This is a genomic window from Nocardia sp. NPDC059229 (assembly GCF_042754165.1).
Taxonomy (GTDB): Bacteria; Actinomycetota; Actinomycetes; order Mycobacteriales; family Mycobacteriaceae; genus Nocardia.
Genome location: NZ_JBHZAK010000005.1, coordinates 69,231 through 96,020, shown reverse-complemented (window position 1 = coordinate 96,020; position 26,790 = coordinate 69,231). Strand labels below are relative to the sequence as shown.

Here is a 26,790-nt window from a genome sequence, read left to right as displayed (position 1 = left end):
TGGTTACCTCCGCATGAGCCGCTGCGATCCATTGAAGCCCAAACGTGCGGCGTCGGTCGGTAGGTCGGGCAATTCCCCGGTCGGGACGTGGGTTTCGGGGCGGCGCGGGGCGTCGTGACGCAGGTCGCGATCGACCCCTCCCCACTCTGGGAAAGGTAATGCTAACCTCACTCTTCAAGTTAGGTAAGCATAACCTTGGAGGTCTGGTGTCGGTCGCTGACGAACGGGTACGGCTCGAGGGGGAGCAGCGGTGGGGCGAACACGTCACCGATCCGGTCGCGGCGGTCACCGCGCTCGCGGCGGCGGATCGCTTCGGTGAATACGTGGTGTACGAGCGGCCCGGCGAATGGGTGTTCGCGGCTGACCCGCTGGGCGGCGTCGAGCTGGACGCGAACGAACTGCGGGTGAGCTGGGACGGGCGCACCACCGCCGGGCCGTGGACGGGGAATCCGGCGCAGGCCGTCGACGGCGCGCTGGCCGCACTGCCGCTGGACGGCCGGAATGCGTTCGGGTGGATCGGATTCGAGTTCTGCGCCTGGTCGCTGGGCGCGACCGCGCACGTGCACCCGCGAGCGACGCTGGCGCACCTGATGATTCCGCGCATCGAGGTACGCGTCGACGCCTCGGGGGTACGGGTGTCGGGTGCGACGCCGTCCGAGACCGGCGACATCCACGCGCTGATCGCGGCCGCGCAGGACACGCCGCTGCCGGTCGCGCACCCTGTCGACGTCACCGTGGATCCCACGGGCTACCGGGACCGGGTGGCCACCGGCGTCGCCGAGATCCGGGACGGCAAGTACCAGAAGGTGATTCTGTCGCGGAAGGTGGAACTGCCCTTCGCGGTGAACATTCCGGCCACCTACCGGCTGGGCCGCGTGCACAACACCCCGGCGCGCTCGTTCCTGTTGCGGCTGGGCGGGCTGGAGGCCGCGGGCTTCAGCCCGGAACTCGTCGCGGCCGTGGACGGGGACCGGGTGGTCACCACCGAGCCGCTGGCCGGGACCCGGGCCTTCGGGCGCGGCGGCGAGGTCGATCTGGCCGCCCGCGCCGACCTGGTGCGGGATCCGAAAGAGATTGTGGAGCACGCCATTTCGGTGCAGACCTCGTTCGCCGAGATCGCGGCCGTGGCGGAGCCGGACACCACCGCGGTCTCGGACTTCATGGCCGTGCGTGAGCGCGGCAGCGTGCAGCACCTGGCCTCCACGGTGCGCGGGCGGCTCGCGGCCGACCGCAGCCCGTGGGACGCGCTGGAGATGCTGTTCCCGTCGGTCACCGCCTCCGGGATTCCCAAGGCCGCGGGCGTCGATGCGGTGTTCCGCCTCGACCACGATCCGCGCGGCCTGTATTCCGGTGCGGTGGTGACGGTTTCACCCGACGGTGCGCTGGAGGCGACGCTGGTGCTGCGCGCGGTCTACCAGACCGGCGCGGGCGCGTGGCTGCGCGCGGGCGCGGGCGTGGTCGGGCAGTCCCGGCCCGAACGCGAATTCGAGGAGACCTGCGAGAAACTCGGGAGCGTCGCGCCGTACGTGGTGCGCGCTTGAGCGTCAGACGCCGAACTCGACCCCGGTCAACCGCTCGGACAGCTCCCAGAGCTGCCGTGCGGTCTTCTCGTCGTGGGAGGCGGCATTGGAGCCGACCTTGGCGGGGTGGCCGCGCCAGTTGAACCGGTCCGGCCCGTAGTAGCCGCCCGGTTCGACCGCGGCGGTGGCGGCGTACAGCGTTGGGAGAGCGCCCATCTCGGCGCTCTGCGCCACCAGCCGATTGCCGAGCCCGACGATCTGCTCCAGCAGGTTCTGGGTCTCCGAGCTGATCTCGGTGGCGGCATAGCCCGGGTGCGCGGCCACCGACAGCGTGGGCGAGCCGGTGAGCGTCAGCCGCCGCTGCAGCTCGTAGGTGAACAGCAGCAGCGCCAGCTTGGACTGCGCGTACGCGCCGAAGCGGGAGTAGGCGCGCCGCTCCCAGTTCAGGTCCTCCAGATCGATACGGCCGATGAAGTGGGTGATGCTGGAGGTGTTCACCACCCGCTCCGAAATCCGGTCCAGCAGTATGCCGGTCAGCGCGAAGTGGCCCAGATAGTTGGTGCCGATCTGCAATTCGAAGCCATCGGTGGTGCGCTGTTTCGGCACCGCCATCACCCCGGCGTTGTTGATGAGGACATCGGCGCGCTCGACACCCGCGGCGAAGGCGCGCACCGAGGCCAGGTCGGCCAGGTCGAGCTGGCGGATCTGCACGGTCCCGGGCATGGTCCGGGCCACGGCCTGCGCCTTGATCTCATTGCGACAGGCCATGATCACCTGGGCGCCGGCGGCGGCCAGGGCCCGCGTGGTGGCCTCGCCCAGGCCGCTGGTCGCGCCGGTGACGATCACGATCCGACCGGTCTGGTCAGGAATATCCGATGTGTTCCACCCGCCCATGGCTGAACCCTAGGGCGTGTGGCTCAGTAGCGCGCGGCGAGGGCCTTCTTGTCGATTTTGCCGACCGCGGTGACCGGCAGGACGTCGGCCTGCCGCAATACATCCGGGAGCTTGTAGGTGGCCAGGCCGCGCTCGGTCAGGAAGGCCTTGACGGCGGCCAGTGACGGCAGGTCGCCCGCGGTCACCAGGACCACGCAGACCTTCTCGCCGAGCGCCGGATCGGGCAGGCCCACGGCGGCCGCGTGCCGGACGCCCGGATAGGCGAGCAGGTGTTCCTCGAGCTCGTCACAGGAGATGTTCTCGCCGCCGCGATTGATGACGTCCTTGATGCGGCCCGACACGATCAGGTGGCCGCTGGGCAGGCGGCGCACCAGATCGCCGCTGCGGTAGTAGCCGTCCGGGGTGAAGGCGCGCGAATTGTGTTCGGGGGCACGGTAGTAGCCGCGCAGGGTGTAGGGGCCGCGGGTGAGCAGCTCGCCCTCCTCGCCGTCTTCGACGTCGTCGCCCCGCTCGTCCACCACGCGGACCTCGTCGGCGGAAGAGAGGGGGCGGCCCTGGGTGGTGCAGACCAGTTCGTCGGAGTCCTCGGCGCGGGTGTAGTTGAGCAGGCCCTCCGCCATGCCGAACACCTGTTGCAGCCGCACGCCCAGGGCGGGGACGACATCGCGGGCGTTGACCTCGGCCAGCTTCGCGCCGCCGACCTGGAGCAGGCGCAGCGAGGACAGGTCGGCGTCCTCCCACTCCACTGCCGCGCACCAGAGCTGGGCCAGCGGCGGCACCACCGCGGTGACGGTCACGCGGTGGCGTTCGATGGCGGCGAAGGCGCTCTCCGGGCTGGGGTCGGTGACGAAGGCCATGGCGCCGCCGGTGGCCACCGTGCCGAGCACGCCGGGGCAGGCCAGCGGGAAGTTGTGGGCGACCGGGAGGGTCGCGAGATAGACGTCGTCCGGGCCGAGCTCGCAGACCTCGGCGCTGGCCTTCGCGTTGTAGACGTAGTCGTCGTGGGTGCGGGCGATGAGCTTGGGCAGGCCGGTGGTGCCGCCGGAGACCAGCATGAGCGCGATATCGGAGGCGTCGACCTCCGGCAGCGAATCGCCGTCGGCGGGAATGGAATTCAGGTCGGTGAACGGGCCGGGGTCGCCGAGCACCAGGACGTGCCGCAGGGCCGGGACGTGCGCGCTCACCTCGGCGGCGAGGGTGCGGTAGTCGAAGTCGGCGAGCCGGTCCGCCGTCACGTAGCCGACCGCGCCGGAAAGCCTTGTCAGATGCTCGATCTCGGCGCGCCGGTGGGCGGGCAGGGTGAGCACGGGGATGATCCCGGCGCGCAGCAGGCCGAACAGCACCGGAACGAACTCGGGGACATTGGGCAGCTGCAGCACGACCCGGTCGCCCGGCCGGATGCCCAGGGTGAGGAAGCCGTGCGCCATCCGGTCGGCCGCCAGATCGAGCGCCGCGTAGGAGGTCTCGGTGTCGCCCAGCAGCGCCGGTCGGCCGGGCCACTGCCGGGCCGCGTCGCGCAGGAGTTCGCCCAGCGGCCGGCCCGCCCAATATCCGGCCCGCCGGTACTGCTCGGCCAGGTCGTCGGGGAACGGGACGAAGCCGTCGCGGTGGTCCGTGGCGGGCTTTGCGGTCGATGTCTCCGCGGATGCGGTCGATGTCACAGCTCTGACCTCTGGCTAGTAAGGGTGGCCTTGCATAGGTTAGGCAACCCTATCTCAATGGGTTACGCTGCTGTCGAACGACATCCGAATTCCGGATCGGCAGCCGCCATCCCTCCCCTCGAACAAGGAGTACCAGCGGAAATGGAGTCACCCCAGGGGCCAGCGGCGAGCATCGCCCGGGACGAGATCCGCACCGCCGTCGCCGGCCACCTCGGCCTCGACCCGGTCGCCGTCCCCGACCACGCCGACCTCATCGAGCTCGGCCTCGACTCCATCCGCACCATGAAACTCGCGGGTTCCTGGCGCAAACGCGGCCTGGCCGTCAACTTCGCCCAACTCGCCGCCGAACCCACGGTCGCCGCCTGGCACCGCCTCCTCGGCGGGGCGGAATCGAATGACCCGGCGGACGATGTGCTTGCGGCCGCGAGCGAGAAGCCGGATGACGGAAGTCCGTTCGGGCTGGCACCGATGCAGCACGCGTACTGGGTCGGGCGGGGCGAGGGGCAGGAGCTCGGGGCGGTCGCGGCGCATCTCTATGTCGAGTTCGACGGGGCCGGGGTGGACCCGGAGCGGCTCCGGGCGGCGGTCGAGGGGCTGGTGCGGCGGCATCCGATGTTGCGGACGCGGTTCCTGCCCGACGGGACCCAGCAGACGCTGGAGCGGCCGGGCCGGGATGTCTGGAGTGTCACCGATCTGCGCGCGGCCGACGCCGAATCGGTGGAGCGGACGCTGGAGGCGTTGCGGGAGCGCCGGACTCATCAGCTGATGGCGGTGGAGGACGGCCAGGTCGTCGATATCGCGCTGACCCTGCTGCCGGACGGGCGCACCCGGCTGCACCTGGATGTGGACATGCTCGCGGCCGACGCCATGAGCTACCGGATCCTGGTGGCCGACCTGGCGCGGCTCTATCACGGCGAGCAGCTGCCGCCACAGCACTACACGTTCCGGCAGTACCTGGCCGAACATGCCGGTCCCGCACCGGAACACGCCGCCGATCGCGAGTGGTGGCAGCAGCGGCTCGCGGATCTGCCGGGTGCGCCGGAACTGTCGGGCGCCTCCGAGGTCCAGGAGCAGGCGCACACCGTGCGGCTGCATCGGTGGCTGTCGCCGGAGGCCAAGGCGCGGATGTTCGCGGCGGCGCATGCGCGGGGGGTCACCCCCGCGATGGCGTTGGCGTCGGTGTTCGCCGAGACCATCGGCGGGTGGTCGGCGCAGCGGCGGTTCCTGCTGAATCTGCCGCTGTTCCATCGGGAACCGGTGCATCCGCAGGTGGACGGGGTGGTGGGCGACTTCACCTCCTCGGTGTTGCTGAAGGTCGATGTGACCGAGCCGGCTACCGTCACCGACCGGGCCCGCGCCCTGCAGCGTGAATTGCATGCCGCCGGAGCGCATTCCGGCTACACCGGCCTCGAGGTGCTGCGCGACCTGGGCCGGCTGCGCGGCGAACCGGTGCTGGCCCCGATCGTCTACACCAGCGCCATCAATCTCGGCGAACTCTTCGCCGACCAGGTCACCGCGACCTTCGGCGAGCCGGTCTGGATCATCTCCCAGGGCCCGCAGGTACTGCTCGATGCCCAGGTCACCGAGGTCCGCGGTGGCCTCCTGCTGAACTGGGACGTCCGCGCGGACGCCTTCCCGCCCGCCATGGTCGAGACCATGTTCACCCGCTACATCGACGCCGTCCTGCGCCTTGCGGGCAGTGACGAGCCGGACGTGGAGGTCCGCGACGCGGGGTGGGATGCCGAGGCGGCGGTGCGAATTCCGGTGGAGCAGGCGGTGGTTCGCGCCCGGGTGAATGCCACTGATGGTCCGGTGAGCGGGCGGGCGCTGCACAGTGGGCTGTTCGAGTTCGCCGCCGCGAATCCGGATGCGCCCGCGGTCGTCTGGGAGGACGACCTCGTGGACACGTCCGCCTCCGCAGCACGGGTGCTGACCTATGGCGAGCTGGCCGGGCAGGCGCTCGCGGTGGCGGGTGCGTTGCGTGCGGCGGGGGTGCGGCCGGGTGATGCGGTCGCGGTGCAGTTGCCGAAGGGGCCCGATCAGATCCTGGCCAGCGCGGGTGTGCTCGCGGCCGGCGGCGTGTATGTGCCGATCGGGTTCGATCAGCCCGCGGCGCGCCGGGACGAGATCGTGCGGATCGGTGCCGTGGTGGCAGCGGTGACGGCCGGGGCGGAGGTCACCGGGGTGCCGACGCTGGCGCTGACCGAGGCGCGGCGGTATCCGGAACCGTTGGCCGAGGCCGTGATTCCGGATCCGGAGGCCATCGCGTATGTGCTGTTCACGTCGGGGTCGACGGGGCAGCCGAAGGGCGTGGAGGTGCCGCATCGGGCGGCGATGAACACCATCGACGACCTCAATGAGCGGTTCGGGATCGGCGCTGACGATCGGGCGCTCGCCCTGTCGGCGCTGGAGTTCGACATGTCCGTCTACGACATCTTCGGCCTGCTGAGTGCCGGGGGTGCGGTCGTCGCGCTGGATGAGGGACAGCGCGGCGAGCCGGGGCGGTGGGCCGAAATGATTCGGCGGCATCGGGTTTCGGTGGTCAACTGTGTCCCCAGCCTGCTGGACATGCTGCTCGAGGCGGCGGCCGGGAAGCCTGTGGACAGTGTGCGCATGGTCATTCTCGGCGGCGACTGGGTGGATGTGGCGCTGCCCGGACGGCTGGCCGCGGTGGCCCCGGACTGCCGGTTCGCCGGATTGGGCGGGGCCACCGAGACCGCGATCCACTCCACCATCTGTGAAGTGGTGAATGCCGAAGTGCCGCAGGAGTGGTCGGCCGTCCCGTACGGCACTCCGCTCCGCAATGTGCGCTGCCGGGTGGTCGGGCCCTCGGGGCAGGACTGCCCGGACTGGGTCACCGGCGAGCTGTGGATCGGCGGGGCGGGCGTGGCCGCCGGATACCGTGGCGACCCCGAGCGGACCGCCGACCGGTTCGTCACCCACGAGGGCCTGAACTGGTACCGCACCGGCGATCTGGCGCGGTACCTGCCGGACGGCTGCCTGGAGTTCCTGGGCCGCGCCGACCATCAGGTCAAGATCCGCGGGTATCGCGTGGAACTCGGCGAGGTGGAGAGCGCTCTGCGCGCCCTGCCGGGCGTACGGCACGCCATCGCGGCGGTGATCGGCGCGGCCGCACCGAAACTCGCGGCGGTCGTGGTGGCGGGCGAGGGCGTCACCCTCGAGGTCCCGGCCCTGCTGGCGGCCGCCGCGGACCTGCTGCCCGCCTACATGATTCCGTCCCGGGTCGACCTGCTGGGCGAGCTGCCCTTCACCTCGAACGGCAAGCCGGACCGCAAGGCCATCGCGACCCTGCTGGCCGCGGATGAGCGGGACGGCGAATTCGTCGCTCCCCGAACCGATATCGAGCGCGCGGTGGCCGACATCGTCGCCACGGTGCTGGGCCGCGAGCGGGTCGGCGTGACCGACGACTTCTTCGCCCTCGGCGGCGATTCGGTGCTGGCGACCGCGGTCGTCGCCCGCGTGCGGGATTGGCTGGATTCCCCGGACACCGTGGTCGCCGACTTCTTCGCGGCCCGCACGGTCGCGGGACTGGCCCGCCGCCTGCTGGATCGCGAGGAGCGCGCCGGCGCGGCCGGCCGGCTGGACGAGGTGGCCCGCCTCTACCTGGAGGTGGCCGCCATGTCCGACGACGAGGTCCTCGCCCTGTCCTGACCGCCGGCCGGTACTGGATCCGACCCGGGAATCCGTCACCGCCGCTCTCGGTGACGGTGGCCTCGGTGTCCGCGGCGGTCGCAATGTCAGATCAGCACCAGAACGTCGGATCAGCACCAGAACGTCGGATCAGCACAGAACGCCCAGCAAACCCGGGAGTATCAGGGTGTCCATGGTCGCGGAAGCTACCGCTCGGGCAGGTCGAAGGTTCGACGGCGAGGCGGACACGCCGCGCCGGAGCGCCCGAGGTAGGCGTCGGCAAATTCCGAATCCGGGAGCGGTTCGCGCCGAGATCAGACGAGCACGCCCCCGCGCCCCTAGACTCGACCTCGTGAGTGGTTGGGACATCTCCGACATCCCCGATCAGGCGGGCCGGACGGTCATCGTGACCGGCGCCAACAGCGGGCTGGGCGCGGTCACCGCGCGTGCGCTCGCCGGCGCCGGGGCGCGCGTGATCATGGCGTGCCGCAATGAGGTCAAGGCGCGGGCCGTCGCCGACGAGATCGGCCCCAATGCCCAGGTGCGCCGGCTGGATCTGGCCGACCTGACCTCGATCCACGAGTTCGCCGACTCCGTCGACGGCGCCGACGTGCTGATCAACAATGCGGGCGTGATGGCGGTGCCGTTCAAGCGCACCGCCGAGGGCTTCGAAATGCAGATCGGCACAAACCATCTCGGTCATTTCGCGCTGACCGGGCTGCTGCTGGACAAGATTCGCGACCGGGTGGTCACGCTCTCCAGCGGCATGCACGCCATCGGCCGCATCGACCTCGAGGATCTCAACTGGGAGCGGCGCTCCTATCAGCGCTGGGCCGCCTACGGGCAGTCCAAGCTGGCCAATCTCATGTTCGCGCGGGAACTGCAGCGCCGTCTGACGGCCGCCGGATCCACCAAGGTGTCGGTGGCCGCGCATCCCGGCTACGCCGCCACCGAGCTGCAGGGGCACACCGAATCCCTGTACGACACGCTCATGTCCATCGGCAACCGGCTGTTCGCGCAGAGCGCCGAAATGGGCGCACTGCCAACGCTGTTCGCCGCCACCTCGGAGGTCGAGCCGGGTGGCTTCTACGGCCCGACCGGGCTGCGCGGCATGCGCGGCTACCCCGGGCCCAGCACCTCCACCGCCGCCTCCAAGGACGAGGTGATGGCGCGGCGGCTGTGGGAGCTGTCCGAGCAACTGACCAAGGTCACCTATCCGTTCGTTCGCCGCTGACCCGGAGGCCGGAGAACTGATGAGCATTCCATTCGACCGGCGGGATCAGCTCGACAAGATCCAGCAGGGACTGCTGCCGGGTGAACAGATCCTGGCCGTGTACGACGCCATCGGGGTGGGCACCGGCTTCCTGGGGATCACCGACCGGCGGGTCGTCATCCAGGACAACTCGTTCGTCGGGAAGAAGATCGCCATCACGAGCATCCCGTACGCGCGGATCTCCAGCGTCAGCATCCTGACCAACAAGTCGTTCGCGGGACAGTTCTTCTCCTCCGGGCACATCGCCATCAGCACCGGGCACCACACCTACGAGGTGGAGTTCCGGGGCGACGAGAAGACCCGCCACGTGCACGATGTGATCCTGCACTACATCCTGCGCTGACCTGGTTCGTCCCAGTATTTGGGATGTTGGTCCCATCGATGGTGTTCCACGCCACAGGCGCGATTCGGGATCTCTGGTACAGTCCGGTGCATGCAGCGTGTGTATTTCTGGTTTAGCCAGCCGGCCCCGGGTGGGTCGCGCGGCGTGAACCTGCGCTGACATCCTCCACCCCGAGCCGGACGAGAACAGACCGGCTCGAAGGGGTTTCGAACAACTCTCCGTGGGTCGGCCTGGGACAGGAAACCAACCCATGACTACCACCGCCGATCTCGAACGGCATGCCGATCTGGACGATCAGCGCACGCTCAGCGTGAGCCCGCTGCGGTCGCCCCGTGAGATCCGTGCCGCCCACCCGATCGACGACACCCTCGCCGACACCGTGCGCGCCGGCCGCAAGGCCACCGTCGACGTGCTCAACGGCTCCGACGACCGCCTGATGGTGATCGTCGGCCCGTGCTCGGTGCACGATCCCGACGCCGCCATGGACTACGCCCGCCGGCTCGCCGCCAAGGCCGCCGAGCTGGACGACCGGCTGCACGTGGTGATGCGCGTCTACTTCGAGAAGCCGCGCACCACGCTGGGCTGGAAGGGTCTCATCAACGACCCGCACCTGGACGGCAGCTTCGACATCAACACCGGCCTGGACCTGGGCCGTCGCCTGCTGGTCGACATCACCGCGCTGGGGCTGCCGGTGGCGTGCGAGTTCCTGGACCCGATCACCCCGCAGTACATCGCGGACCTGGTCGCCTACGGCGCGATCGGCGCGCGGACCGCGGCCAGCCAGGTGCACCGGCAGCTGTCCTCGGCGCTGTCCATGCCGGTCGGCATCAAGAACGGCACCGACGGCGACGTGCAGGTCGCGGTGGACGGCGTGCGCGCCGCGGCCGCCTCGCACGTCTTCCCCGGCACCGACCTGGACGGGCGTTCCGCGCTCATCCGCACCGCGGGCAACCCGGACTGCCACGTCATCCTGCGTGGCGGCAGCAACGGCCCCAACTTCGACGCCGCCTCCTGCGCGGAAGCCCTGCTGCGCCTGGAGAAGTCGTCGCTGCCGCAGCGGCTGGTCGTGGACGCCTCGCACGGCAACTCCAACAAGGACCACAACAAGCAGATCGATGTCGTCACCGATCTCGCCGAGCGCATCGCGGCGGGCGAGCACACCGTGGTCGGTCTCATGATGGAGTCCTTCATCGTGGCGGGCCGCCAGGACCTCACCCTCGGCCACCCGGAGGCGCTCACCTACGGGCAGTCCATCACCGACGCCTGCATCGACTGGGACACCACCGCGGCCCAGCTCGACCGGCTCGCCGACGCCGTCACCCGCCGCCGCGAGGCCCGCGGCTAACCGGCCCGGCCATCTGACCAGCACCCGCTCGTTGCGAGTTCACCTCGCACGGAACGAGTCCGGCGTGCACACTGTGTTCGGCGCACACCCAGTCCGGCGGGTGTGCGCCGAACCTGTTTCCGGGTGTGTCAGACACCCGCGGGCCAGTGCGGGCTGGGCGTCGCGGGGTCGTCGCGCAGGCGGCCCGCCACCCAGGTGTCGCGGCGGACGCCGCGCTGGAGCGAGCCGCCGCGCAGCAGTCCCTCGTAGTGGTAGCCGGCGCGGCGGGCCACCGCCGCGGAGGCGTGATTGCCGACGAAGGCGCGCCACTCCAGCCGCTCGAAGGCCAGCCCGGCAGGATCCAGACCCGCCGCGGTGACCAGGAGCGCGGCCCGGGTCATCAGGCCCTCGCCGCGGGCGGCGGGGGTGAGCCAGAAGCCGATCTCGGCGGTGTCCTCGTCCCGGCGGCGATTGGGCACGGTCAGGCCGATCATGCCGACCACCGGCCCGTCCGCGGCGCGGCGCAGCGCCCAGGTGGGGCTGCGGGTGGCCCAGCCCGGGCCCACGATGTCGTAGATGAACTTCTCGGCGTCGGCGCGGTGATAGGGGACCGGCATGGTGGTCCAGGCGCCGATGGACGGTTCCTGACACAGGGCCGTGATGGCGTCGATGTCGGAAACTGCGGGCGGCGACAGCCGGACCACGCCGTCGGAGAGGAATTCCGCGTCCATGCGGTCATGCTGTCACGGAAACGTGCGCGGGCACAGCGGGTTCTGGCCACCGGGGCGGTGCGGAGGCTGTCGGAGCCCGGCCGTAGGATCGATCCGATGGTTGCCGCTCTCCTTGCCGACTTGTTCGAAACGCATCGGCCGCATCTGCTCTCGGTGGCCTACCGGCTCACCGGCAGCGTCAGCGACGCCGAGGACGCGGTACAGGAGAGCTGGCTGCGGCTCGCGGTGGCCCGCCAATCCGAGATCGAGGATCTGCGCGCCTGGCTCACCACGGTGGTCGGCCGCATCTGCCTGGACCGGTTGCGCAGCGCCGCGGTCCGGCGGGAAAAGTATGTGGGGCAATGGCTCCCGGAGCCGGTCGTCAGCGCGGTGACGCCCTCCAGCACCCCCGACCCGCTGGCGGCCGTGGTGCGCAAACAGGAATTCCGCTTCGCCGCCCTCGTGGTGCTGGACACGCTGACCCCGCCGCAGCGCGTGGCATTCGTTCTGCACGACGGCTTCTCGGTGCCGTTCAGCGAAATCGCCGACATCCTGGGCATTTCCGTGGACTCCGCGCGACAGCTGGCCACCCGGGCCCGCAAGGCGGTGGCGGCCGCGCCCGCCCCGGTCACCGACGACGAGCACAATGCCGCGGTGCAGCGACTGCTCGCCGCGCTGGGCAGCGGCGACGTCGACGCCATCGTGGCCGCGCTGCACCCGGACGTGCGTACCGTGGGCGACGGCGGTGGCGCCGTGTCCACCGCCATCAATGTGGTTGCGGGCGTGGACAAGAACGTCCGCCTCTGGCTGGGCCTGTGGCGCCGATTCGGGCTCTTCGACGCCGAGCACATCGGACCCGCCCGGCAGCTCGAACCGGTGCTGGTCAACGGGCAGTGGGGAATCCTCGCGCACGCGATCCCGGCCGAGAACGGGTCCGCCGGGAACCCACAGCGCGTGTACGCCTTCACCGTGCGCGAGGGCCGGGTGTGGGGCGTCTACGACGTGGTGAACCCCGCCAAGCTGACGGGTATCCGGCTGCCGCAGTGAACCGCGGCCCGTCGCTGTGAGGTAATTCACCGTCGCGGGCCGTTTTCGCCGATGGATTAGGCTCCGGACATGCCGCGCATTCCCACCGTCGCCCGACTGCAGCCCTTCGCGTCGACGATCTTCGCCGAGATGACCGAGCTCGCCGTGCGCCACGGCGCGGTCAACCTCGGTCAGGGTTTCCCGGACAGCGACGGCCCCGCGGGCATGCTCGAGGTGGCGCGGCAGGCCATCGCCGACGGGTTCAACCAGTACCCGCCCGGCCGCGGCGTGCTCGTCCTGCGGCAGGCCATCGCCGCCGACCGGGCCCGCCGCTACGGCACCCACTACGACCCGGACACCCAGGTGCTGGTCACCGTCGGCGCCACCGAGGCCATCGCGGCCACCGTCCTCGGACTGGTCGAACCCGGCGAGGACGTGGTGCTCATCGAGCCCTACTACGACTCCTACGCCGCCGCCATCGCGCTGGCCGGGGCGCGGCGCCGCACCGCGCGGCTGGTGCCCGACGGCGACGGCTTCGCCCTCGACCTGGACAGCCTGCGCGCCGCCATCACCCCGAAAACCCGGCTGCTGCTGCTGAATTCGCCGCACAACCCGACCGGGACCGTGCTCTCGCGTGCCGACCTCACCGCCATCGCGGACATCGCCATCGAACACGACCTGTACGTCATGTCGGACGAGGCGTACGAGCACCTCTACTACGACGGGCACGAGCACATCAGCCTGTCCACCCTGCCCGGCATGTTCGAGCGCACCATCGTGATCTCCAGCGCCGCCAAGACATTCAGCGTCACCGGCTGGAAGATCGGCTGGGCCTGCGCGCCCGCGCCGCTGCTGGACGCGGTGCTCGCCGCCAAGCAGTTCCTCACCTTCGTCGGCGGCGGGCCGTTCCAGCCCGCGGTCGCGCACGCGCTGAACACCGAGCAGCGGTGGGTGGCCGCGCTGCGGGACACGCTGTCGGAGAAGCGACTTCGGCTCTCGGCCGCGCTCGCCGACGCCGGGTTCGGCGTGAAGCGCAGTGACGGCACCTATTTCGTGTGCGCCGACATCACGCCGCTGGGCGCGACCGACGCCTACGCCTTCTGCAAGGAGCTGCCCGAACGCCTCGGCGTGGCCGCGGTGCCGGTGAGCGTCTTCGCCGACGACAAGGCCGCCTGGAACCACCTGGTGCGCTTCACCTTCTGCAAGAAGGAGGAGACCATCGCCGAGGGTGTCCGCCGCCTGCGCGCGGGCCACACCGCCGACGTTATCCGCTGACGCCGGACTTCGGAATGCGGCAGCGCGCCGTACGGTTGTGAGGCGTTGTCGGCCCCGGCGGCCACCTCGCCTGGTACGGCAACCTCGGCGGCGCCGCCGAACTCCGCTTCGACGACTTGAACTGACGGCGCCGATCCGGCTGTGCGTGATTTCCGGGTTCGGGGTCCAGATGGTGGTGAGTGGACCGCGACAACGGGTGGGTGGGGCTCGGAGAATTGGCCGGGTGATCGAGACGAGTGCGGTGCTGGGGGTGGCCGCGGCGGCGCTGGGGCTGGTGCTCACGCCGGGGCCGAACATGATGTATCTGGTGTCGCGGACCGTGTCGCAGGGGCGGCGGGCAGGGCTGGTGTCGCTGGCGGGGGTGGCGGTCGGGTTCGGGGTGTATCTGGCGGCCGCGACCGCGGGGATCACCGCGGTGTTCGCCATGGTGCCCGCGCTGTATCTGACGCTGAAGGTGGCGGGCGCGGTGTACCTGCTCCATCTGGCGTGGAAGACGTTCCGGCCCGGCGGGGTTTCACTGTTCACGCCGACGGAGCTGCCCGCGGATCCGACACGGCGGCTGTTCACCATGGGTCTCGTCACCAATCTGCTGAATCCGAAGATCGCCATCCTGTACATGGCGCTCATTCCGCAGTTCGTGGTGCCCGCGCACGGGCGGGTGTGGCTGCAGAGCCTCTGCCTGGGCGCGGTGCAGATCAGCATCGCCATCACCGTGAACGGGTTGATCGTGCTCAGCGCGGGCGCCATCTCGACCTTCCTGGCGCGGCGGCCGCTCTGGCTGCGGGCGCAGCGGTTCGTCACCGGCTCGGTGCTCGGCGCCATGGCCGCGCTGGTGCTGTCGGACCGCACCCGCCCGCTTCCGGCCTGACCGGAGCACGGTCGCCGTTGCGGTGGCCCGCCGCGAATTCCCGCGGCGGGCAACGTCTCACGCGCGCAGGCTGCCGGGGTAGAGGAACTCGTCGGCGGGACGGTCGGTGCGGTCGAGCCAGGCGGTGAAGAAGCCATTCAGATCGCGGGGTGTGCGGGTCTGCATGAACGCGCGGAACTCGGGCATGGAGGCATTGCCGTACTTGTGCCCCATGACGAAGTCGCGGACCGCCGGGAAGAAGGCGTCCTCGCCCATGGTGCGGCGCAGCGCGTGCAGGAACAGCGGGCCGCGGTAGTAGACCGAGGTGAATTCGCTGCCCTTGCCGGGGTTCTGGAGCGGGATCTCCCAGAACTTCGGATCGTCATGGTATTTCGCGACGGTCCCCCGGTACTCGGCGTCGACGTCCTTGCCGTCCTTGCGTTCCGGCCACAGGTAGTCGGCGGTGTAGCTGGCGAAGCACTCGTTCAGGCAGACGTCCGACCACTGCTTCACCGACACGGAGTCGCCCCACCACTGATGGGTGATCTCGTGCACCACGGTGTCCAGATCGGTCCAGGGCGCGTAGATGGGCCGGGTCTGGGTCTCCAGCGAGAACTGCAGATCGGTGTCGACGTAGATGCCGCCCCCGGTGTCGAACGGGTACGGCCCGTACAGCTGCTCCTGGAAGTCCAGGATCTCCGGCAGCCGCGACTCCACCTCCCTGGCCTTCGACGCGTCCGGCGCGAACGCGCTCAGCAGTGGAGTGCCATTGGCGCGCCGCTGTTCCAGGAACTGGAACCGGTCGATGGCGATGGTGGTCAGGTAGCCGACCACCGGCTGGCGCATCTCCCAGGAGACGGTGCGGTCCGCGCCCTGCACGGTGTCGGACACCTTGTCGCCGTTGGACATCACCTCCCACTCCTGCGGCACGGTGGCGTGCAGCGTGAAAGTCGCCTTGTCCAAGGGCGTGTCGTTGAGCGGGTACCAGGCGCTCGCCGAATGCGGTTCGCCCGCAACGAAAGCCCCGCCACTGGGCGAGAACCACCACCCGTCGCCATCGGTGCCGGTGGCCGCGCCCGCATACTGCACCTGCGCGGTGAACGGCAGGCCGGGCAGGAGCGGGATCAGGGGCGTGACGACCAGTTCGTGCTCATCGGTGCGGTCGAACCAGGCCGGCAGCCCGTTGACCGTCACCTTGGAGATCGCCGGCCCGCTGTAATCCAGGTTGAACGTGCGCAGCGCCTGCGTGGCCACCGCGTCGATCCGGGTCGACCCGGTCAGCTGATGGGACGGCGGATCGTAGGAGATGGTGACGTCGTAATGGTCGGCGTGATAGCCGCCATTGCCGTCCATCGGGTAGTAGGGATCGCCCAGCCCGGGCGAGCCGGCGAGCGGGTCACCCGAATCCGCCTGCGCGGGAGCCGCATTCGCGCCCGCCAGCAGTACCGCCCCCACCGCCAGGTACCGCCAGTTCCGCCTCATGCGCTGCACCGACCCCTTTCCGTGATCGACCGCCGACCAGCCCGATGCTAATCGGCGCACCCCTCAGTTACCGGTGCCCGACACGGCGACGCTCGCGCCCAGTCCGATGATCATCACGCCGCCCGCGCCGCCGACCACCTCCAGCCGCTTGGGTGACCGGGCGAACCAGTTCCGCGCGGTACCCGCCAGCAGGGCGTAGACCGAGTCCGAGATCAGCGCGACCACCAGGAACAGCCCGCCCAGGATCAGCATCTGCACCGGGACCGCGCCCGCCTTCGGCGCCACGAACTGCGGCAGCACCGCGGAGAAGAAGATGATGGCCTTCGGATTGGTCAGCCCGACCAGCACCGCCTGGCGCAGTACCCGGCCGTTCTCCATGGGCTCGACCTTCGCCTCGAAGGCCTCGCGCAGCGAACGCCGTTCCCGGACGGCCTGGATGCCCAGGTAGATCAGGTACAGCGCGCCGGCCAGCTTCACGATCGAGAGCGCGATGGCCGAGGCGGCGAGAATGGCGCCGAGCCCGGCGGCCACCAGCCCCAGGACCACCATGACGCCGGCCGAATGGCCCAGCACCGACAGCAGTGCCGCGCGCCGCCCGTAGGTCAGCGCCCGGCCGATCACGAAAAGCACACCGGGACCGGGGATTATGACAATGACAATGGATGCGACGAGAAACGCCAGCACGTTCGCGGCGGGAATCATCCGATCATTCTATTTTCGGCGGCCGCGCCTGTCGCCCTTATTGTTGCCTGTCGCCCGGATTGTTCAGCCGCGCAGTTCTTCCGGCAGCTGCTGCGGGTCCAGCAGCAGGCGCTTGGCGTCCGCGCCGCGCACCTTGGTGGCCAGGTCCAGATTGTCGGTGAGCAGCTTCCACTCCACCTCGTTGATGGCCCCGCGGGCGCGCTCGATGATGTTCAGATCCCGGGTGCCCCAGGCAATGGGCATGGCGCTCACCGACTGCCACAGATCTCCGACCGGGCCGGGCGCGCGGTCCACCCGCACGGTCACCGCGGGCACGCGCTCCCCGGCCCGGGCCCGATGCCCGGGTAGTGAGCGGACCGTGCGGGTCACCAGCGCGTAGCGCGGACCCGCGGTATTCGGCTTGGCCAGATCGACCAGGGCCAGCAGGGTGGCCCCGTTCCCGTGGGTCTCCGACACCACCGCGGGCACCAGATCGCCGGCGGCGTACAGCTTGTCCACCCGGCCCCGATGCGGCGTCCAGTACCCGATGAACAGCGCGGTCACCGCGGCGAGCAGGAACGCCACCGCCAGCAGCCAGGACCAGGGGTGGTTCACCCAGATCAGGAATGCCGTGCCCAGTCCCAGCCCGACGGCCGCGCTGTACGCCCAGATGCGAAGCCGCCGCAGGTACGCGACGACCTCGTTGACCGCCCGGGCATGGTCGCGATCCACCGCGAATTCGAAGCGCCGCACGTGCGTCCCTCCCGCCTTATGGAGGCTCTTCCTCCACTTATCCTATCGTCGGCCCCAGCAGGTCGTCCGCATCGGTGATGCGATAGGCATACCCCTGCTCCGCCAGGAAACGCTGCCGGTGCGCGGCATACTCGGCGTCCAGCGTGTCACGTGCGACCACGGAATAGAAGTGAGCTTGGCCGCCATCGTGTTTGGGGCGCAACAGCCGTCCGAGCCGCTGCGCCTCCTCCTGCCGCGACCCGAACGTGCCCGAAACCTGCACCGCCACCGAGGCTTCCGGTAGGTCGATGGAGAAATTGGCCACCTTCGACACCACCAGCACCGGGATCTCGCCGCGGCGGAAGGCGTCGAAGAGCTCCTCGCGCTCCTTGTTGCGGGTGGAACCCTGGATGACCGGGGCGTTCAGATGCTCGCCCAGCTCGTCCAGCTGATCCAGGTAGGCCCCGATCACCAGGCTCGGCGCGTCCTGGTGCTGGGCCAGAATCGATTCCACCACAGGCAGTTTCGTGCGCGCGGTGGAGCACAGCTTGTAGCGCTCCTCCGGCTCGGCGGTCGCGTAGGCCATGCGCTCGGCGTCGGTCAGGGTGACCCGCACCTCGATGCAGTCCGCGGGCGCGATCCAGCCCTGCGATTCGATGTCCTTCCACGGCGCGTCGTAGCGCTTGGGGCCGATCAGCGAGAACACATCGCCCTCGCGGCCGTCCTCGCGGACCAGGGTGGCGGTCAGCCCGAGCCGGCGGCGCGACTGCAGGTCGGCGGTCATGCGGAAGACGGGGGCGGGCAGTAGATGCACCTCGTCGTAGATGACCAGGCCCCAGTCCCGGCTGTCGAAGAGCTCGAGATGCCTGTACTCGCCCTTGGTCTTGCGGGTGATGACCTGGTACGTGGCAATGGTGACCGGGCGGATCTCCTTGCGCTCACCGGAGTATTCGCCGATCTCGTCCTCGGTCAGCGAGGTGCGGGCCAGCAACTCGCGCCGCCACTGCCGCCCGGCCACGGTATTGGTGACCAGGATCAGCGTGGTGGCCTTGGCCTTGGCCATGGCCGCCGCGCCCACCATGGTCTTGCCCGCGCCGCAGGGCAGTACCACCACACCGGAACCGCCCGCCCAGAAGGAGTCCGCGGCCATTTCCTGGTAGTCGCGCAGATGCCAGTCGCTGGACTCGTAGTCCAGGTTGATCTCATGGGCCTCGCCGTCCACGTATCCGGCGAGATCCTCGGCGGGCCAGCCGATCTTGAGCAGCATCTGCTTGATGCGCCCACGCTCGGAGGGATGCACGACCACCGTGTCGTCGTCGAGGCGCGCGCCCAGCATGGGCTGAATCTTCTTGTGCCGCAGCACTTCTTCCAGCACCGCGCGATCCAGGCTGACCAGCACCAGCCCGTGCGCGGGATGCTTGACCAGCTGCAGCCGCCCGTAGCGGGCCATGGTGTCGACGATGTCCACCAGCAGCGGCTGCGGCACCGCGTACCGGCTGTGGCTGACCAGCGCGTCCACCACCTGTTCGGCGTCGTGCCCGGCCGCGCGGGCGTTCCACAGCGCGAGCGGTGTCACCCGATAGGTGTGCACATGCTCGGGCGCGCGCTCCAGTTCCGCGAACGGCGCGATGGCCTGCCGCGCCGCATCGGCCGACTCGTGGTCGACCTCCAGCAGCAGCGTCTTGTCGCTCTGCACGATGAGTGGACCGTCGGTCACGACACCTCCTGGCTTTGTCCGAGCCCGAATGGGCCTGGTCCATTCTCCAGGAAGCCACCGACAATGCCACGTGACCTGCGTCCTTTTCGCTTATGGCGCACCTGACCGGCCGGGAAGCGGCCGATCGATCTCGCGAAAACGGTCAAGACCCAAGTTTCGGTGGCTACGATCACTCCAAACTTGGACGAATGTCCATTTGGACGATTGACCTGAAAGAACTGAACAGCGATGCCGATACACAGGACCACCACGGCCCGGATCGGGCGCGGGCGCGCCGGACGCTGGATCCGCGGACTGCTCACCGCGGCACTGGCGGGTGCGCTGATCGCGCCCGCCGCCGTCGCCCAGGCCGCGCCCGCGGGCTCCGCGCTCGCGCGGCTCCACACCGACGGCGTGCGGTTCGTCGACGACAGCGGCCGCGTCGTCCTGCTGCACGGCGTCAACAATGTCGACAAGGAGCCGCCCTTCCTCGAACCCGGCGACGGCCTCACCGTCACCGCCGACGATGCGGCGCTGCTCGCGCGGCACGGCTTCAACACCGTGCGCCTCGGCGTCTCCTTCGACGCGCTCATGCCGACCAGGGGCGTGGTCGACACCGCCTACCTCGATTGCGTTGCCGGCGTAGTGGACACCTTGGCGCAGTACGGGATTCACACCCTGCTCGACAACCACCAGGACGGGCTCTCGAACATCTGGGGCGGCAACGGCTTTCCCGAATGGGCCATCCACGCGCGGCCCAGCGGCCTGGAGCCCAATGTCGGCTTCCCGTTCTACTACCTGATGCCCAGCATGAACTCCGGCTGGGACGAGGTCTGGAACAACACCTACGGAGTGCTCGACTACCTGGGTGACGCGCTCGGGGCGCTCGCGGCGCGGGTGAGCGGACACCCTGGCGCGCTCGGCATCGAATTGCTGAACGAGCCGTGGCCGGGTTCGGCCTTCCTGTCCTGTTTCCCGAACGGCTGTCCGGGCTTCGACGTCAAATACCAGGCGGCCATGCAGAAGCTGACCGATGCCGTGCGCGGCCGCAACGGCGACCTCATGGTGCTGTGGGAACCCAATGTCACCTGGAACGAGACAATGCCCACCAATCTGGGCAAGAATCCGCCGATCAGCGCGCCCGACATCGCCTTCGCGCCACACGACTACTGCATCCCGAGTCAGCTCGCCATCTATTCGGGGCTGCCCACCTTCCTGCGCGGTCTGTGCCCGGTGCAGCAGGCCAAGACCTGGAGCAATATCGACGCCTTCACCGCCCGCACCCAGTTGCCCACCCTGGTCACCGAATTCGGTGACGGCGACGCGTCCGTGCTGAGCAATACCCTCAGCCGCGCCGACGAGCGCTTCGTCAGCTGGCAGTACTGGACCTACACCTCGCGGTTCGGCGCGGGCGGGCCGAAGCCGGACCCTTTCCTCGGGGATGTCGGCAAGCAGCTGGTGCGGACCTATCCGCAGGCCACCGCCGGCACGCCGGGGCGGATGATCTTCGATCCCGACACCGGTGACTTCGCCTACCGGTACACCCCGCGCCCGGCGAGTGGGCCGACCGAGATCTATGTGTCGGACGTGCACTATCCGGACGGGTACGCGGTACGGGTCGACGGCGGCCATGTCACCTCCGCGGCGGGTGCCCGGGTGGTGACGGTGGAGGCGGACGCTTCGACGCCGGTGACCGTCTATGTCAACCGGCCGGGGTCGAAGGGTGCGACCGTGCCCAGTGGTCCGATCGGGACGGGTTCGGCGGACAGCGGTTCGGCGAGTGGCTCGGCGGACAGCGGCTCGGCCGACAGTGGTTCGGCCAGTGGCTCGGCGGGCACCGGATCGGGGACCGGTTCGGCGCGCTGATGCGCGAAATCCGTTGATGTGCTTATGTAACGAGTCGAGGGTGGGGAGCGACACAGGGCGCAGGGACAACGTTGGACCTGCGCCCAGTTTGATCCGATCGAGAGGTATAGACCGTGAACGCCTTCAGCCTGCAATTGCTCAGTGCCCTCCCCACCATCCTCGTGAATCTCTCGTGGCTGGGCATGCGCGGGCTGTCCATGCTGCACTGAGAAACTCATGCGGTTCTGATATAACCCCCATGTCGGATGCGCGTGCGGGCCGCACACAGGTATTCTCACCGCGTTCACAGCCGTGAATTGTTCGGTGAGAAAGGTTTTCGCTAGTGAAGTTCGCAGGAACGAGGACGCTGGTGCGCCTCGTACTCGCCCTCGTGGCGGTGGCCGTGGCCGTACTGGCCGTTTCCGGCTGTTCGATGCTCAAGGACGCCAGTAAGTCCGACACCGCCAAGTCCAAGGTGGGTGACTGCATCAACGTCATCGAAGGCTCGGCCACCGACTCGAAGACGGCGCCGGTCGACTGCTCCGACCAGAAGGCGGTGTACAAGGTCGCGGCGGTCTACGACAAGAAGACCGACTGCAAGGAGGAGGAGACCTCCTACGAGGAGACCCTCAATGGCGGCACCACCGCGTTCCTGTGCCTGAGCCCGAACTTCAAGGAGGGCGCCTGCTACAACGAGAGCCCGTCCACCGGCTACAAGTACGTGGCGTGTACGGCTCCCGAGGCGTCCTTCAAGGTGCTCAAGCGGATCGAAGGCCAGGACGACGAATTCGCCTGTGACGCCAACACCGCCACCAGCTTCCGCATCGTTCACGACCCGAAGACCACGTTCTGCCTAGGTAACCCGAAGGGGTAGCCCGGCGCTCGGGACTTGCGGCCCGGTACACGGACGACATGACGAATGTCGTTCGGGTACCGGGCTTTTCCTGTTCCAGGGCGACCGAGGCCGCTATTCGACCAGGGCGACCGACGCGATGCGGTGCAGCGTGAAGTGGCGGACCGCGCCGGTGACCGGATCCCGGGCGTCGAGCTGGCCGCCGCCGACCTTGAGAGGTTCGACCACGCGCTGGGTGGCGACGCCCTGGGCGTCCACGTAACCGATGTGGACGGGGCGGCGGGTGCGGGCGGCCAGCTGCAGCAGGTTGAGGGTGGCGGCGGTGCTGGTGCGGGAGCCGTCGGAGCGCACCGCCTGGCCGGGGCGGACATTGGCGGCGCGTTCGCCCGCGCGGAGTTCGGCGACCAGGGATTCGAGCTGTTCGGTGCTCGGCGGGTTGGGCCGCCAGTTCGGGCGCTGCTGGCCTCGCGTGGACAGGCGGGCCCCGCGGGGTCGCAGGTCGACGATGGCGCCGGACGAATCCTCGCCCGCCGGGCTGAAACCGGCGGCGCGCAGCCGCTCCAGCACCTCGCCCAGCGGCGCCTGCGAGATGGCCACGGTCGGGGCCACGGCGCGCAGCGCGAGTTCGCCGGCCACGGGTGCGGCCAGCACCTCCGCCAGCAGCGTCGGGTCCTCACTGCGCACGAAGCTCTGCGCCACGCCCGCGCGCAGGCGTCCGTGGCGGCGGGCCACATCGTCGATGAGATAGGTCAGCGACTGGGGGACCGGGGTGCGGGAGTGCGTGGTGAACAGGTTGTGCAGTTCCGCGGCCGTCGCGCCCGCGTCCAGCGCCCGGCGCACCGAGGTCTCGCTGATGCGGTAAACCGTTGCGGCGCCAGCGGATTCGACATCGGCGACCATAGCGACCCGGTCCTGGAGTTCCGGGGTGAGCGGACCGGGCGCGATGACCGTCAGATCCGCCTGCACCAGGACGTGGTCCACCGGCTCCGGCAGCGCGATTGCCATCTCCGATTCGGCGTCCTCGGGACTGCCGTGCAGCAGGGCCCGGCCCGCCGAGCTGAGGGCCCCGCGCGCCACCAGCCCGAGCGCCTCGGCCTCGGCCAGCGTGTTCGCCACGGCCTCCAGCCGGTAGTGCCGTCGCCGGCGCGGTTGCCGCCAGGCCAGGATCCGGCCCAGGTCGGCGGCGGAGACCTCGGTGCCGGGCGGGAATTCGGCCAGCGCGCCCAGCACAGCGTGCCGGTCGCGGACGGCGTGCACATACCGCAGCTCCGCCGACAGCGCGGCCAGGGGCTTGTCATTGGCGTCGCGCAGGCCGATCATCCACGGGAAGCGGTCCAGGTCCAGCCAGGCCTGCGCCAGCACCGTCCAGCGCCGCGGCGGCACCACCGCGAGCCAGGCGTCGGCGGTGGTGGTGGGCGCCCAGTAGTCCTCGGCGCCGTCGCCGTCGGGCGCCGGCTCGGGACTGCCCTTGTCGATCAGCCGGGCCGCGGTGAGGACCTCGGCCAGCAGACCGACCCGGTTCTCGTCGATGCCGGTCTGCTTGGCGACGCGGCGCAGCTCCCGGACGCCGAGGCCGCCGGAGCGCAGCACCGGGGCAGGTGACCCACCCAGCGCGTCCAGCACGGCCGCGCTGTGCCGCAGCAGTTCTCCCGCCTCGCCCGCGGCCACCGCATTGATGTCGGCGGGGGCGTGCTTGGTCGAATCCGGGTGTGGCGGCACCAGCGCATGCGGATCACTGACCGGCTCGTTGCGCAGCACCTGCCCGACCGAGACCGGCAGCTCCACGGTCTCCTCGTCGATCCAGTTCAGCAGCCGGTGCGCCAGCAGCCGCTGCACCGGGCGCTCGGAGGGGGTGCCCGGCGCGGCATCGCGGGTGCGCCCGCGCGGGCCGGTGCCGGCCAGCTTCTCCAGCAGGGCCCGCTCCTGCGGGGTGGACGCGGCCAGGGCCGCGGTGATCTCGGGTTCGGTGAGCGCGTCCGGCAGTTCGGTGGTGCTGCCCAACGGCCACGGCAGCGCCTCCTGGGCGGCGGGTGTCACGCGCAGGGCGGTATCCGGGCCCCAGACGAGGGCGCGGGCGCGCAGCTTCTGCAGCGCGGCATTGACGGTGGCCGCCGGAACCCGGTCCGACAGCAGCTTGCGCAGGGTCTTGGCGGGCAGCGGCACGGCGCGGCCGCCGTCTCCGGCCCCTTGCACCACCAGGGTTTCGATGACGGCGAAATCGAGGGTGTCCAGCTCGTCGCCCGCGCGCAGCACCGAGGCGCGCTGTTCGGTCCGCGCGGCCAGCACGGCCATCGAACCGGGCAGGGGGACGGCCAGATCGGGCCGCAACTGCAGCAGCGTCACGAGATCCGCGTCGCTGCGCTTGGAAAGCCATTCGGCCAGAGTCATATCCGCGCGGGCGGCGGATTTCGCGGACTTGGCGGGACCGGCGGCCGCGTCGGCGGTCGTGGCTGAGGTGGGGAGGTCGGTCACTTCACCCGATCCATCGGGCAGCCGGCATGTCGGGCAATGCGCGGGCGCGGTTCATCGGGCACGGTGCGGACGCGGTTCAGCGGCCGCCGCGGCGACCAGGCGGTAGGTGGGGCTGTTGGCACGGTGCCCGCCCCGCGGGCCTGGGGTCGTATGCGCGGCGGCCGCCCGGGAACGAGCGCCGTTAACCGCATGGTTGTCGGTCGTACGTCGGATCAGCGGTTGACGATGGTGTGCGGGTGCACGTAGGGCAGCTGATCGGCCGGCAGCGGGAACTCGGTGTCCTCACCGTACGGGGACAGGCCACCGGAGCGGGTCGAGGAGAGTTCGGTGACCGCGTGATCGCCATTGGCCATGTCCGGCCAGCCATTGTCGACATAGGGTTTGTTCGATTTGTTCACCACGCGCTCATTCTGGCATGCGGCCATCGGGACCGCCCCCTCCGGCACCCCGAAGTTTGCCCCCGCCACGGCGTTCCGCCGGCAACCCGGAAATCGCGAATGCCCCGCATCGGCATTGATGCGGGGCATTCCGAAGAGGGAACGGGTGCTACTGCGGCAGCAGGCCCTTGTTCGCCTCGAAGAAGTTCACGATGCTGGGATCCAGCTTGGTGCCGTTGGCCTTGGTGGCATTGAGGAAATCCAGTGCGGGCTGCGGGATCTGGACGCCCTGCGACTGGGCGACCGCGATGGCGCGGTCCACGGCCTGGAAGACTTCCTGGGTGCCGTCGCTGCCGGCGCCGGGGCCCGCCTGCTGCGGGTTCCACTGCGGGGTGTCCGAGGTCGCGGGCGCGGGGGCGGTCCGCGGCGTGGATCCGCTGGTCAGGCCGAGGCTCGAGGAGCAGGAGGGCCAGGCGCCCCAGCCCTGCGTGGCGAGCACCTTCTCGGCGACCGCGATCTGCTGCTCGCGGCTGGCCTGGTTGGCGGTGGGGGCGTATTCGCCGCCGCCCGCTGCGTTCCAGGTGCCGGGCGAGAACTGCAGCCCACCCTGGAATCCGTTGCCGGTGTTGATGCCCCAGTTGCCGCCGGCTTCGCACTGTGCGAGGCGATCCCAGTCGGAGTCGGGTGCCGCGCTGGCGTTACCCGCCATGGCCACTCCGGCGCCGCCGAGAGCGATGCCCGTCAGGGCAACCTTGGCGACAGTGCGGCCGGTGTTGGTCGGCTTGCGATGGCGTCCACTCATTTTCGGGTCTTTCCTCTCGTACGCGCCTGCGAGGCCGACTACCGGGGTCGAACTGAGAGGTCGTCCGGCCCGGCGCACTGGATGTGCGCTGCTCCTCGTCTTCGCCCCTTTTCTCCAGTTGGGGGTCCGGTACCCGCGGGGCGAAGTTCGGTGCGGCGGGCCGGTGGCGCCGGGCTGACCCGGCGAGGAAGACACTACGACGACCGCCGCCAAAAATCACCATTTGGTAACCGACGTGTCTGTCCGGGTCGCTAACCGGCGCAAGGGGTTCCGGATGGCTTCTGCGCAGGTGGTCACGGCGAGTCCTCGCCGATAGGGGTCTGTCACCGCTCTGTGACCTTCTCGTTATGTGACGAAGATCACACGCATGCGCGGGTAACGAACTGGGCAATCTCCGTGTCGTCGCCCGCGTGTCGGCAGAGTCCCGATCCTGACCCGGACGGTCAGCGGGACCGGCGGCCCGACCAGAGCGCATAGACCACCGAGAGCAGGAAACCCAGCGGCGCGCACATGGCGAGCAGATACAGCCACAGACCCGGCTTCGCATCGGTCAGCAGATGCACGCCGAAGATCGCGAACACCGCCAGCAATCCAATCGCGAACAGGCCCAAGGCGATATACAGCAGCCAGCTCGCGGAACCGCGAGGGGCCTGCTTGGAAGAAGTGTCGGACACCTCTGAACCGTAAAACTGATGTGCTTGCGCTATTCGCACCGGGGTAGACTCGGTGTCAGTCGCGTCCTGCATAGCTGTGTGGGGCGCGTTCTTTTCGCAAACGGAAAGGTCGCCGGCGCATGCGTCCGGCGACCACGAATGTGCCCGGCTGCCCGGGCTTGAATGACGAACGGGTGAGCGCAGTGCCGACCGGCAAGGTGAAGTGGTACGACGTCGAAAAGGGCTTCGGCTTCCTTTCCCAGGATGAGGGCGAGGACGTCTATGTTCGATCGTCGGCGCTGCCCGATGGCGTGGAGGCCCTCAAACCGGGCCAGCGCGTCGAATTCGGAATGGCGGCGGGTCGCCGTGGCCCGCAGGCGCTTTCGCTGAAGCTGCTGGAGACCCCGTCCCTGCGCGAGGAGCGCGGCGGCCGTGGCGAGCGCGGCGACCGTCGCGGCGGCGGGCGCAATGACGCCCCCATCAATCGCAAGAGCCCCGACGAGCTGCACGGCCTCATCGAGGACATGATCACGCTGCTGGAGACCAAGGTGCAGCCGGATCTGCGCCGCGGCAAGTACCCCGACCGCAAGACCGCCCAGCGCATCGCCGAAGTGGTGCGCGGCGTGGCGCGGGAGCTCGACCACTAGGTCGCGACGAGAAGCCAACGGGCCCC

Annotated in this window: 22 protein-coding genes; 11 read left to right on the top strand and 11 right to left on the bottom strand. The window is 69.8% G+C overall.

Going from position 1 to position 26,790, the window contains the following annotated elements; genetic code table 11:
• Nucleotides 1–158 precede the first annotated feature (158 nt).
• Complete coding sequence (locus ACFXHE_RS13885) at nucleotides 159–1,541, top strand: salicylate synthase (RefSeq protein WP_379382979.1); 1,383 nt, start codon at nucleotides 159–161, stop codon at nucleotides 1,539–1,541.
• A gap of 3 nt (nucleotides 1,542–1,544) precedes the next feature.
• Here the strand turns inward: ACFXHE_RS13885 and ACFXHE_RS13880 are convergent, their stop codons facing one another.
• Nucleotides 1,545–2,414 (bottom strand): oxidoreductase, encoded by an 870-nt coding sequence (locus ACFXHE_RS13880; protein ID WP_379382977.1) that lies wholly within the window; start codon nucleotides 2,412–2,414, stop codon nucleotides 1,545–1,547.
• A 23-nt stretch (nucleotides 2,415–2,437) separates the two neighbouring features.
• A complete protein-coding gene (locus tag ACFXHE_RS13875; RefSeq protein WP_379382975.1) occupies nucleotides 2,438–4,075 on the bottom strand; it encodes a (2,3-dihydroxybenzoyl)adenylate synthase in 1,638 nt (545 codons plus the stop codon).
• Nucleotides 4,076–4,216: 141 nt separating this feature from the next.
• On the opposite strand from ACFXHE_RS13875, the gene ACFXHE_RS13870 reads away from it, so the two are divergent.
• The 4 genes from ACFXHE_RS13870 to ACFXHE_RS13855 all read left to right on the top strand — a co-directional run bounded on the left by ACFXHE_RS13870 (nucleotide 4,217) and on the right by ACFXHE_RS13855 (nucleotide 10,687).
• Nucleotides 4,217–7,747, top strand: a complete 3,531-nt coding sequence (locus ACFXHE_RS13870; protein ID WP_379382974.1) for an amino acid adenylation domain-containing protein — start codon at nucleotides 4,217–4,219, stop codon at nucleotides 7,745–7,747.
• A gap of 331 nt (nucleotides 7,748–8,078) precedes the next feature.
• The gene (locus ACFXHE_RS13865) at nucleotides 8,079–8,960 is read left to right on the top strand and encodes an oxidoreductase (RefSeq protein WP_379382972.1); all 882 of its coding nucleotides are present in this window, start codon (nucleotides 8,079–8,081) and stop codon (nucleotides 8,958–8,960) included.
• Nucleotides 8,961–8,979: 19 nt separating this feature from the next.
• Entirely contained in the window at nucleotides 8,980–9,342 is a 363-nt protein-coding gene (locus ACFXHE_RS13860) for a PH domain-containing protein (RefSeq protein WP_354830917.1), read from the top strand.
• Nucleotides 9,343–9,592: 250 nt separating this feature from the next.
• The gene (locus ACFXHE_RS13855; protein WP_379382970.1) at nucleotides 9,593–10,687 is read left to right on the top strand and encodes a 3-deoxy-7-phosphoheptulonate synthase; all 1,095 of its coding nucleotides are present in this window, start codon (nucleotides 9,593–9,595) and stop codon (nucleotides 10,685–10,687) included.
• A gap of 128 nt (nucleotides 10,688–10,815) precedes the next feature.
• Here the strand turns inward: ACFXHE_RS13855 and ACFXHE_RS13850 are convergent, their stop codons facing one another.
• The gene (locus ACFXHE_RS13850) at nucleotides 10,816–11,397 is read right to left on the bottom strand and encodes a GNAT family N-acetyltransferase (RefSeq protein WP_379382968.1); all 582 of its coding nucleotides are present in this window, start codon (nucleotides 11,395–11,397) and stop codon (nucleotides 10,816–10,818) included.
• Nucleotides 11,398–11,493: 96 nt separating this feature from the next.
• On the opposite strand from ACFXHE_RS13850, the gene sigJ reads away from it, so the two are divergent.
• The 3 genes from sigJ (at nucleotide 11,494) to ACFXHE_RS13835 (ending at nucleotide 14,545) form a co-directional block, all read left to right on the top strand.
• Nucleotides 11,494–12,423 carry an RNA polymerase sigma factor SigJ gene (gene sigJ / locus ACFXHE_RS13845; RefSeq protein WP_379382966.1) on the top strand — a complete coding sequence of 310 codons (930 nt, stop codon included), beginning with the start codon at nucleotides 11,494–11,496 and terminating at the stop codon, nucleotides 12,421–12,423.
• Between the two features lie 69 nt (nucleotides 12,424–12,492).
• A complete protein-coding gene (locus ACFXHE_RS13840) occupies nucleotides 12,493–13,677 on the top strand; it encodes a pyridoxal phosphate-dependent aminotransferase (protein WP_379382964.1) in 1,185 nt (394 codons plus the stop codon).
• Nucleotides 13,678–13,900: 223 nt separating this feature from the next.
• On the top strand, nucleotides 13,901–14,545 hold the full coding sequence (locus tag ACFXHE_RS13835; protein ID WP_379382962.1) for a LysE family translocator: 645 nt from the start codon (nucleotides 13,901–13,903) through the stop codon (nucleotides 14,543–14,545).
• Nucleotides 14,546–14,602: 57 nt separating this feature from the next.
• On the opposite strand, the gene ACFXHE_RS13830 is transcribed toward ACFXHE_RS13835, so the two are convergent.
• The 4 genes from ACFXHE_RS13830 to ACFXHE_RS13815 all read right to left on the bottom strand — a co-directional run bounded on the left by ACFXHE_RS13830 (nucleotide 14,603) and on the right by ACFXHE_RS13815 (nucleotide 19,136).
• Nucleotides 14,603–16,006: a M1 family metallopeptidase gene (locus ACFXHE_RS13830; protein ID WP_379382960.1), complete on the bottom strand. Its 1,404-nt coding sequence runs from the start codon at nucleotides 16,004–16,006 to the stop codon at nucleotides 14,603–14,605.
• Nucleotides 16,007–16,069: 63 nt separating this feature from the next.
• Nucleotides 16,070–16,708: a LysE family translocator gene (locus ACFXHE_RS13825; protein ID WP_379382958.1), complete on the bottom strand. Its 639-nt coding sequence runs from the start codon at nucleotides 16,706–16,708 to the stop codon at nucleotides 16,070–16,072.
• A 63-nt stretch (nucleotides 16,709–16,771) separates the two neighbouring features.
• Nucleotides 16,772–17,440 carry a DUF3239 domain-containing protein gene (locus ACFXHE_RS13820; RefSeq protein ID WP_379382956.1) on the bottom strand — a complete coding sequence of 223 codons (669 nt, stop codon included), beginning with the start codon at nucleotides 17,438–17,440 and terminating at the stop codon, nucleotides 16,772–16,774.
• 37 nt (nucleotides 17,441–17,477) lie between these two features.
• Nucleotides 17,478–19,136 (bottom strand): DNA repair helicase XPB, encoded by a 1,659-nt coding sequence (locus ACFXHE_RS13815; protein WP_379382954.1) that lies wholly within the window; start codon nucleotides 19,134–19,136, stop codon nucleotides 17,478–17,480.
• Nucleotides 19,137–19,364: 228 nt separating this feature from the next.
• Here ACFXHE_RS13815 and ACFXHE_RS13810 point away from each other — a divergent pair, with 228 nt between their 5' ends.
• Nucleotides 19,365–20,981 carry a cellulase family glycosylhydrolase gene (locus ACFXHE_RS13810; RefSeq protein WP_379382952.1) on the top strand — a complete coding sequence of 539 codons (1,617 nt, stop codon included), beginning with the start codon at nucleotides 19,365–19,367 and terminating at the stop codon, nucleotides 20,979–20,981.
• A gap of 322 nt (nucleotides 20,982–21,303) precedes the next feature.
• Complete coding sequence (locus tag ACFXHE_RS13805) at nucleotides 21,304–21,834, top strand: hypothetical protein (protein ID WP_379382950.1); 531 nt, start codon at nucleotides 21,304–21,306, stop codon at nucleotides 21,832–21,834.
• A gap of 93 nt (nucleotides 21,835–21,927) precedes the next feature.
• On the opposite strand, the gene ACFXHE_RS13800 is transcribed toward ACFXHE_RS13805, so the two are convergent.
• From ACFXHE_RS13800 to ACFXHE_RS13785, 4 genes are all read right to left on the bottom strand, one after another.
• Nucleotides 21,928–24,201 carry a helicase-associated domain-containing protein gene (locus ACFXHE_RS13800; protein WP_379383434.1) on the bottom strand — a complete coding sequence of 758 codons (2,274 nt, stop codon included), beginning with the start codon at nucleotides 24,199–24,201 and terminating at the stop codon, nucleotides 21,928–21,930.
• 296 nt (nucleotides 24,202–24,497) lie between these two features.
• Entirely contained in the window at nucleotides 24,498–24,686 is a 189-nt protein-coding gene (locus tag ACFXHE_RS13795) for a hypothetical protein (RefSeq protein ID WP_356999003.1), read from the bottom strand.
• Between the two features lie 145 nt (nucleotides 24,687–24,831).
• Nucleotides 24,832–25,464: a transglycosylase family protein gene (locus ACFXHE_RS13790; protein WP_379382948.1), complete on the bottom strand. Its 633-nt coding sequence runs from the start codon at nucleotides 25,462–25,464 to the stop codon at nucleotides 24,832–24,834.
• Between the two features lie 443 nt (nucleotides 25,465–25,907).
• Complete coding sequence (locus ACFXHE_RS13785; RefSeq protein WP_354830880.1) at nucleotides 25,908–26,138, bottom strand: hypothetical protein; 231 nt, start codon at nucleotides 26,136–26,138, stop codon at nucleotides 25,908–25,910.
• A gap of 182 nt (nucleotides 26,139–26,320) precedes the next feature.
• Here ACFXHE_RS13785 and ACFXHE_RS13780 point away from each other — a divergent pair, with 182 nt between their 5' ends.
• Nucleotides 26,321–26,764, top strand: coding sequence for a cold-shock protein (locus tag ACFXHE_RS13780; RefSeq protein ID WP_364606729.1), 444 nt, complete (start codon nucleotides 26,321–26,323; stop codon nucleotides 26,762–26,764).
• Nucleotides 26,765–26,790: the final 26 nt, after the last annotated feature.

What these genes read in the sequence shown, in the direction of transcription:
- ACFXHE_RS13800 (WP_379383434.1), bottom strand. Translation starts at nt 24,201, where the DNA reads ATGACTCTGGCCGAATGGCTTTCCAAGCGCAGCGACGCGGATCTCGTG.
- sigJ (WP_379382966.1), top strand. Translation starts at nt 11,494, where the DNA reads ATGGTTGCCGCTCTCCTTGCCGACTTGTTCGAAACGCATCGGCCGCAT.
- ACFXHE_RS13870 (WP_379382974.1), top strand. Translation starts at nt 4,217, where the DNA reads ATGGAGTCACCCCAGGGGCCAGCGGCGAGCATCGCCCGGGACGAGATC.
- ACFXHE_RS13840 (WP_379382964.1), top strand. Translation starts at nt 12,493, where the DNA reads ATGCCGCGCATTCCCACCGTCGCCCGACTGCAGCCCTTCGCGTCGACG.
- ACFXHE_RS13860 (WP_354830917.1), top strand. Translation starts at nt 8,980, where the DNA reads ATGAGCATTCCATTCGACCGGCGGGATCAGCTCGACAAGATCCAGCAG.
- ACFXHE_RS13850 (WP_379382968.1), bottom strand. Translation starts at nt 11,397, where the DNA reads ATGGACGCGGAATTCCTCTCCGACGGCGTGGTCCGGCTGTCGCCGCCC.
- ACFXHE_RS13825 (WP_379382958.1), bottom strand. Translation starts at nt 16,708, where the DNA reads ATGATTCCCGCCGCGAACGTGCTGGCGTTTCTCGTCGCATCCATTGTC.
- ACFXHE_RS13855 (WP_379382970.1), top strand. Translation starts at nt 9,593, where the DNA reads ATGACTACCACCGCCGATCTCGAACGGCATGCCGATCTGGACGATCAG.
- ACFXHE_RS13830 (WP_379382960.1), bottom strand. Translation starts at nt 16,006, where the DNA reads ATGAGGCGGAACTGGCGGTACCTGGCGGTGGGGGCGGTACTGCTGGCG.
- ACFXHE_RS13885 (WP_379382979.1), top strand. Translation starts at nt 159, where the DNA reads ATGCTAACCTCACTCTTCAAGTTAGGTAAGCATAACCTTGGAGGTCTG.
- ACFXHE_RS13790 (WP_379382948.1), bottom strand. Translation starts at nt 25,464, where the DNA reads ATGAGTGGACGCCATCGCAAGCCGACCAACACCGGCCGCACTGTCGCC.
- ACFXHE_RS13810 (WP_379382952.1), top strand. Translation starts at nt 19,365, where the DNA reads ATGCCGATACACAGGACCACCACGGCCCGGATCGGGCGCGGGCGCGCC.
- ACFXHE_RS13880 (WP_379382977.1), bottom strand. Translation starts at nt 2,414, where the DNA reads ATGGGCGGGTGGAACACATCGGATATTCCTGACCAGACCGGTCGGATC.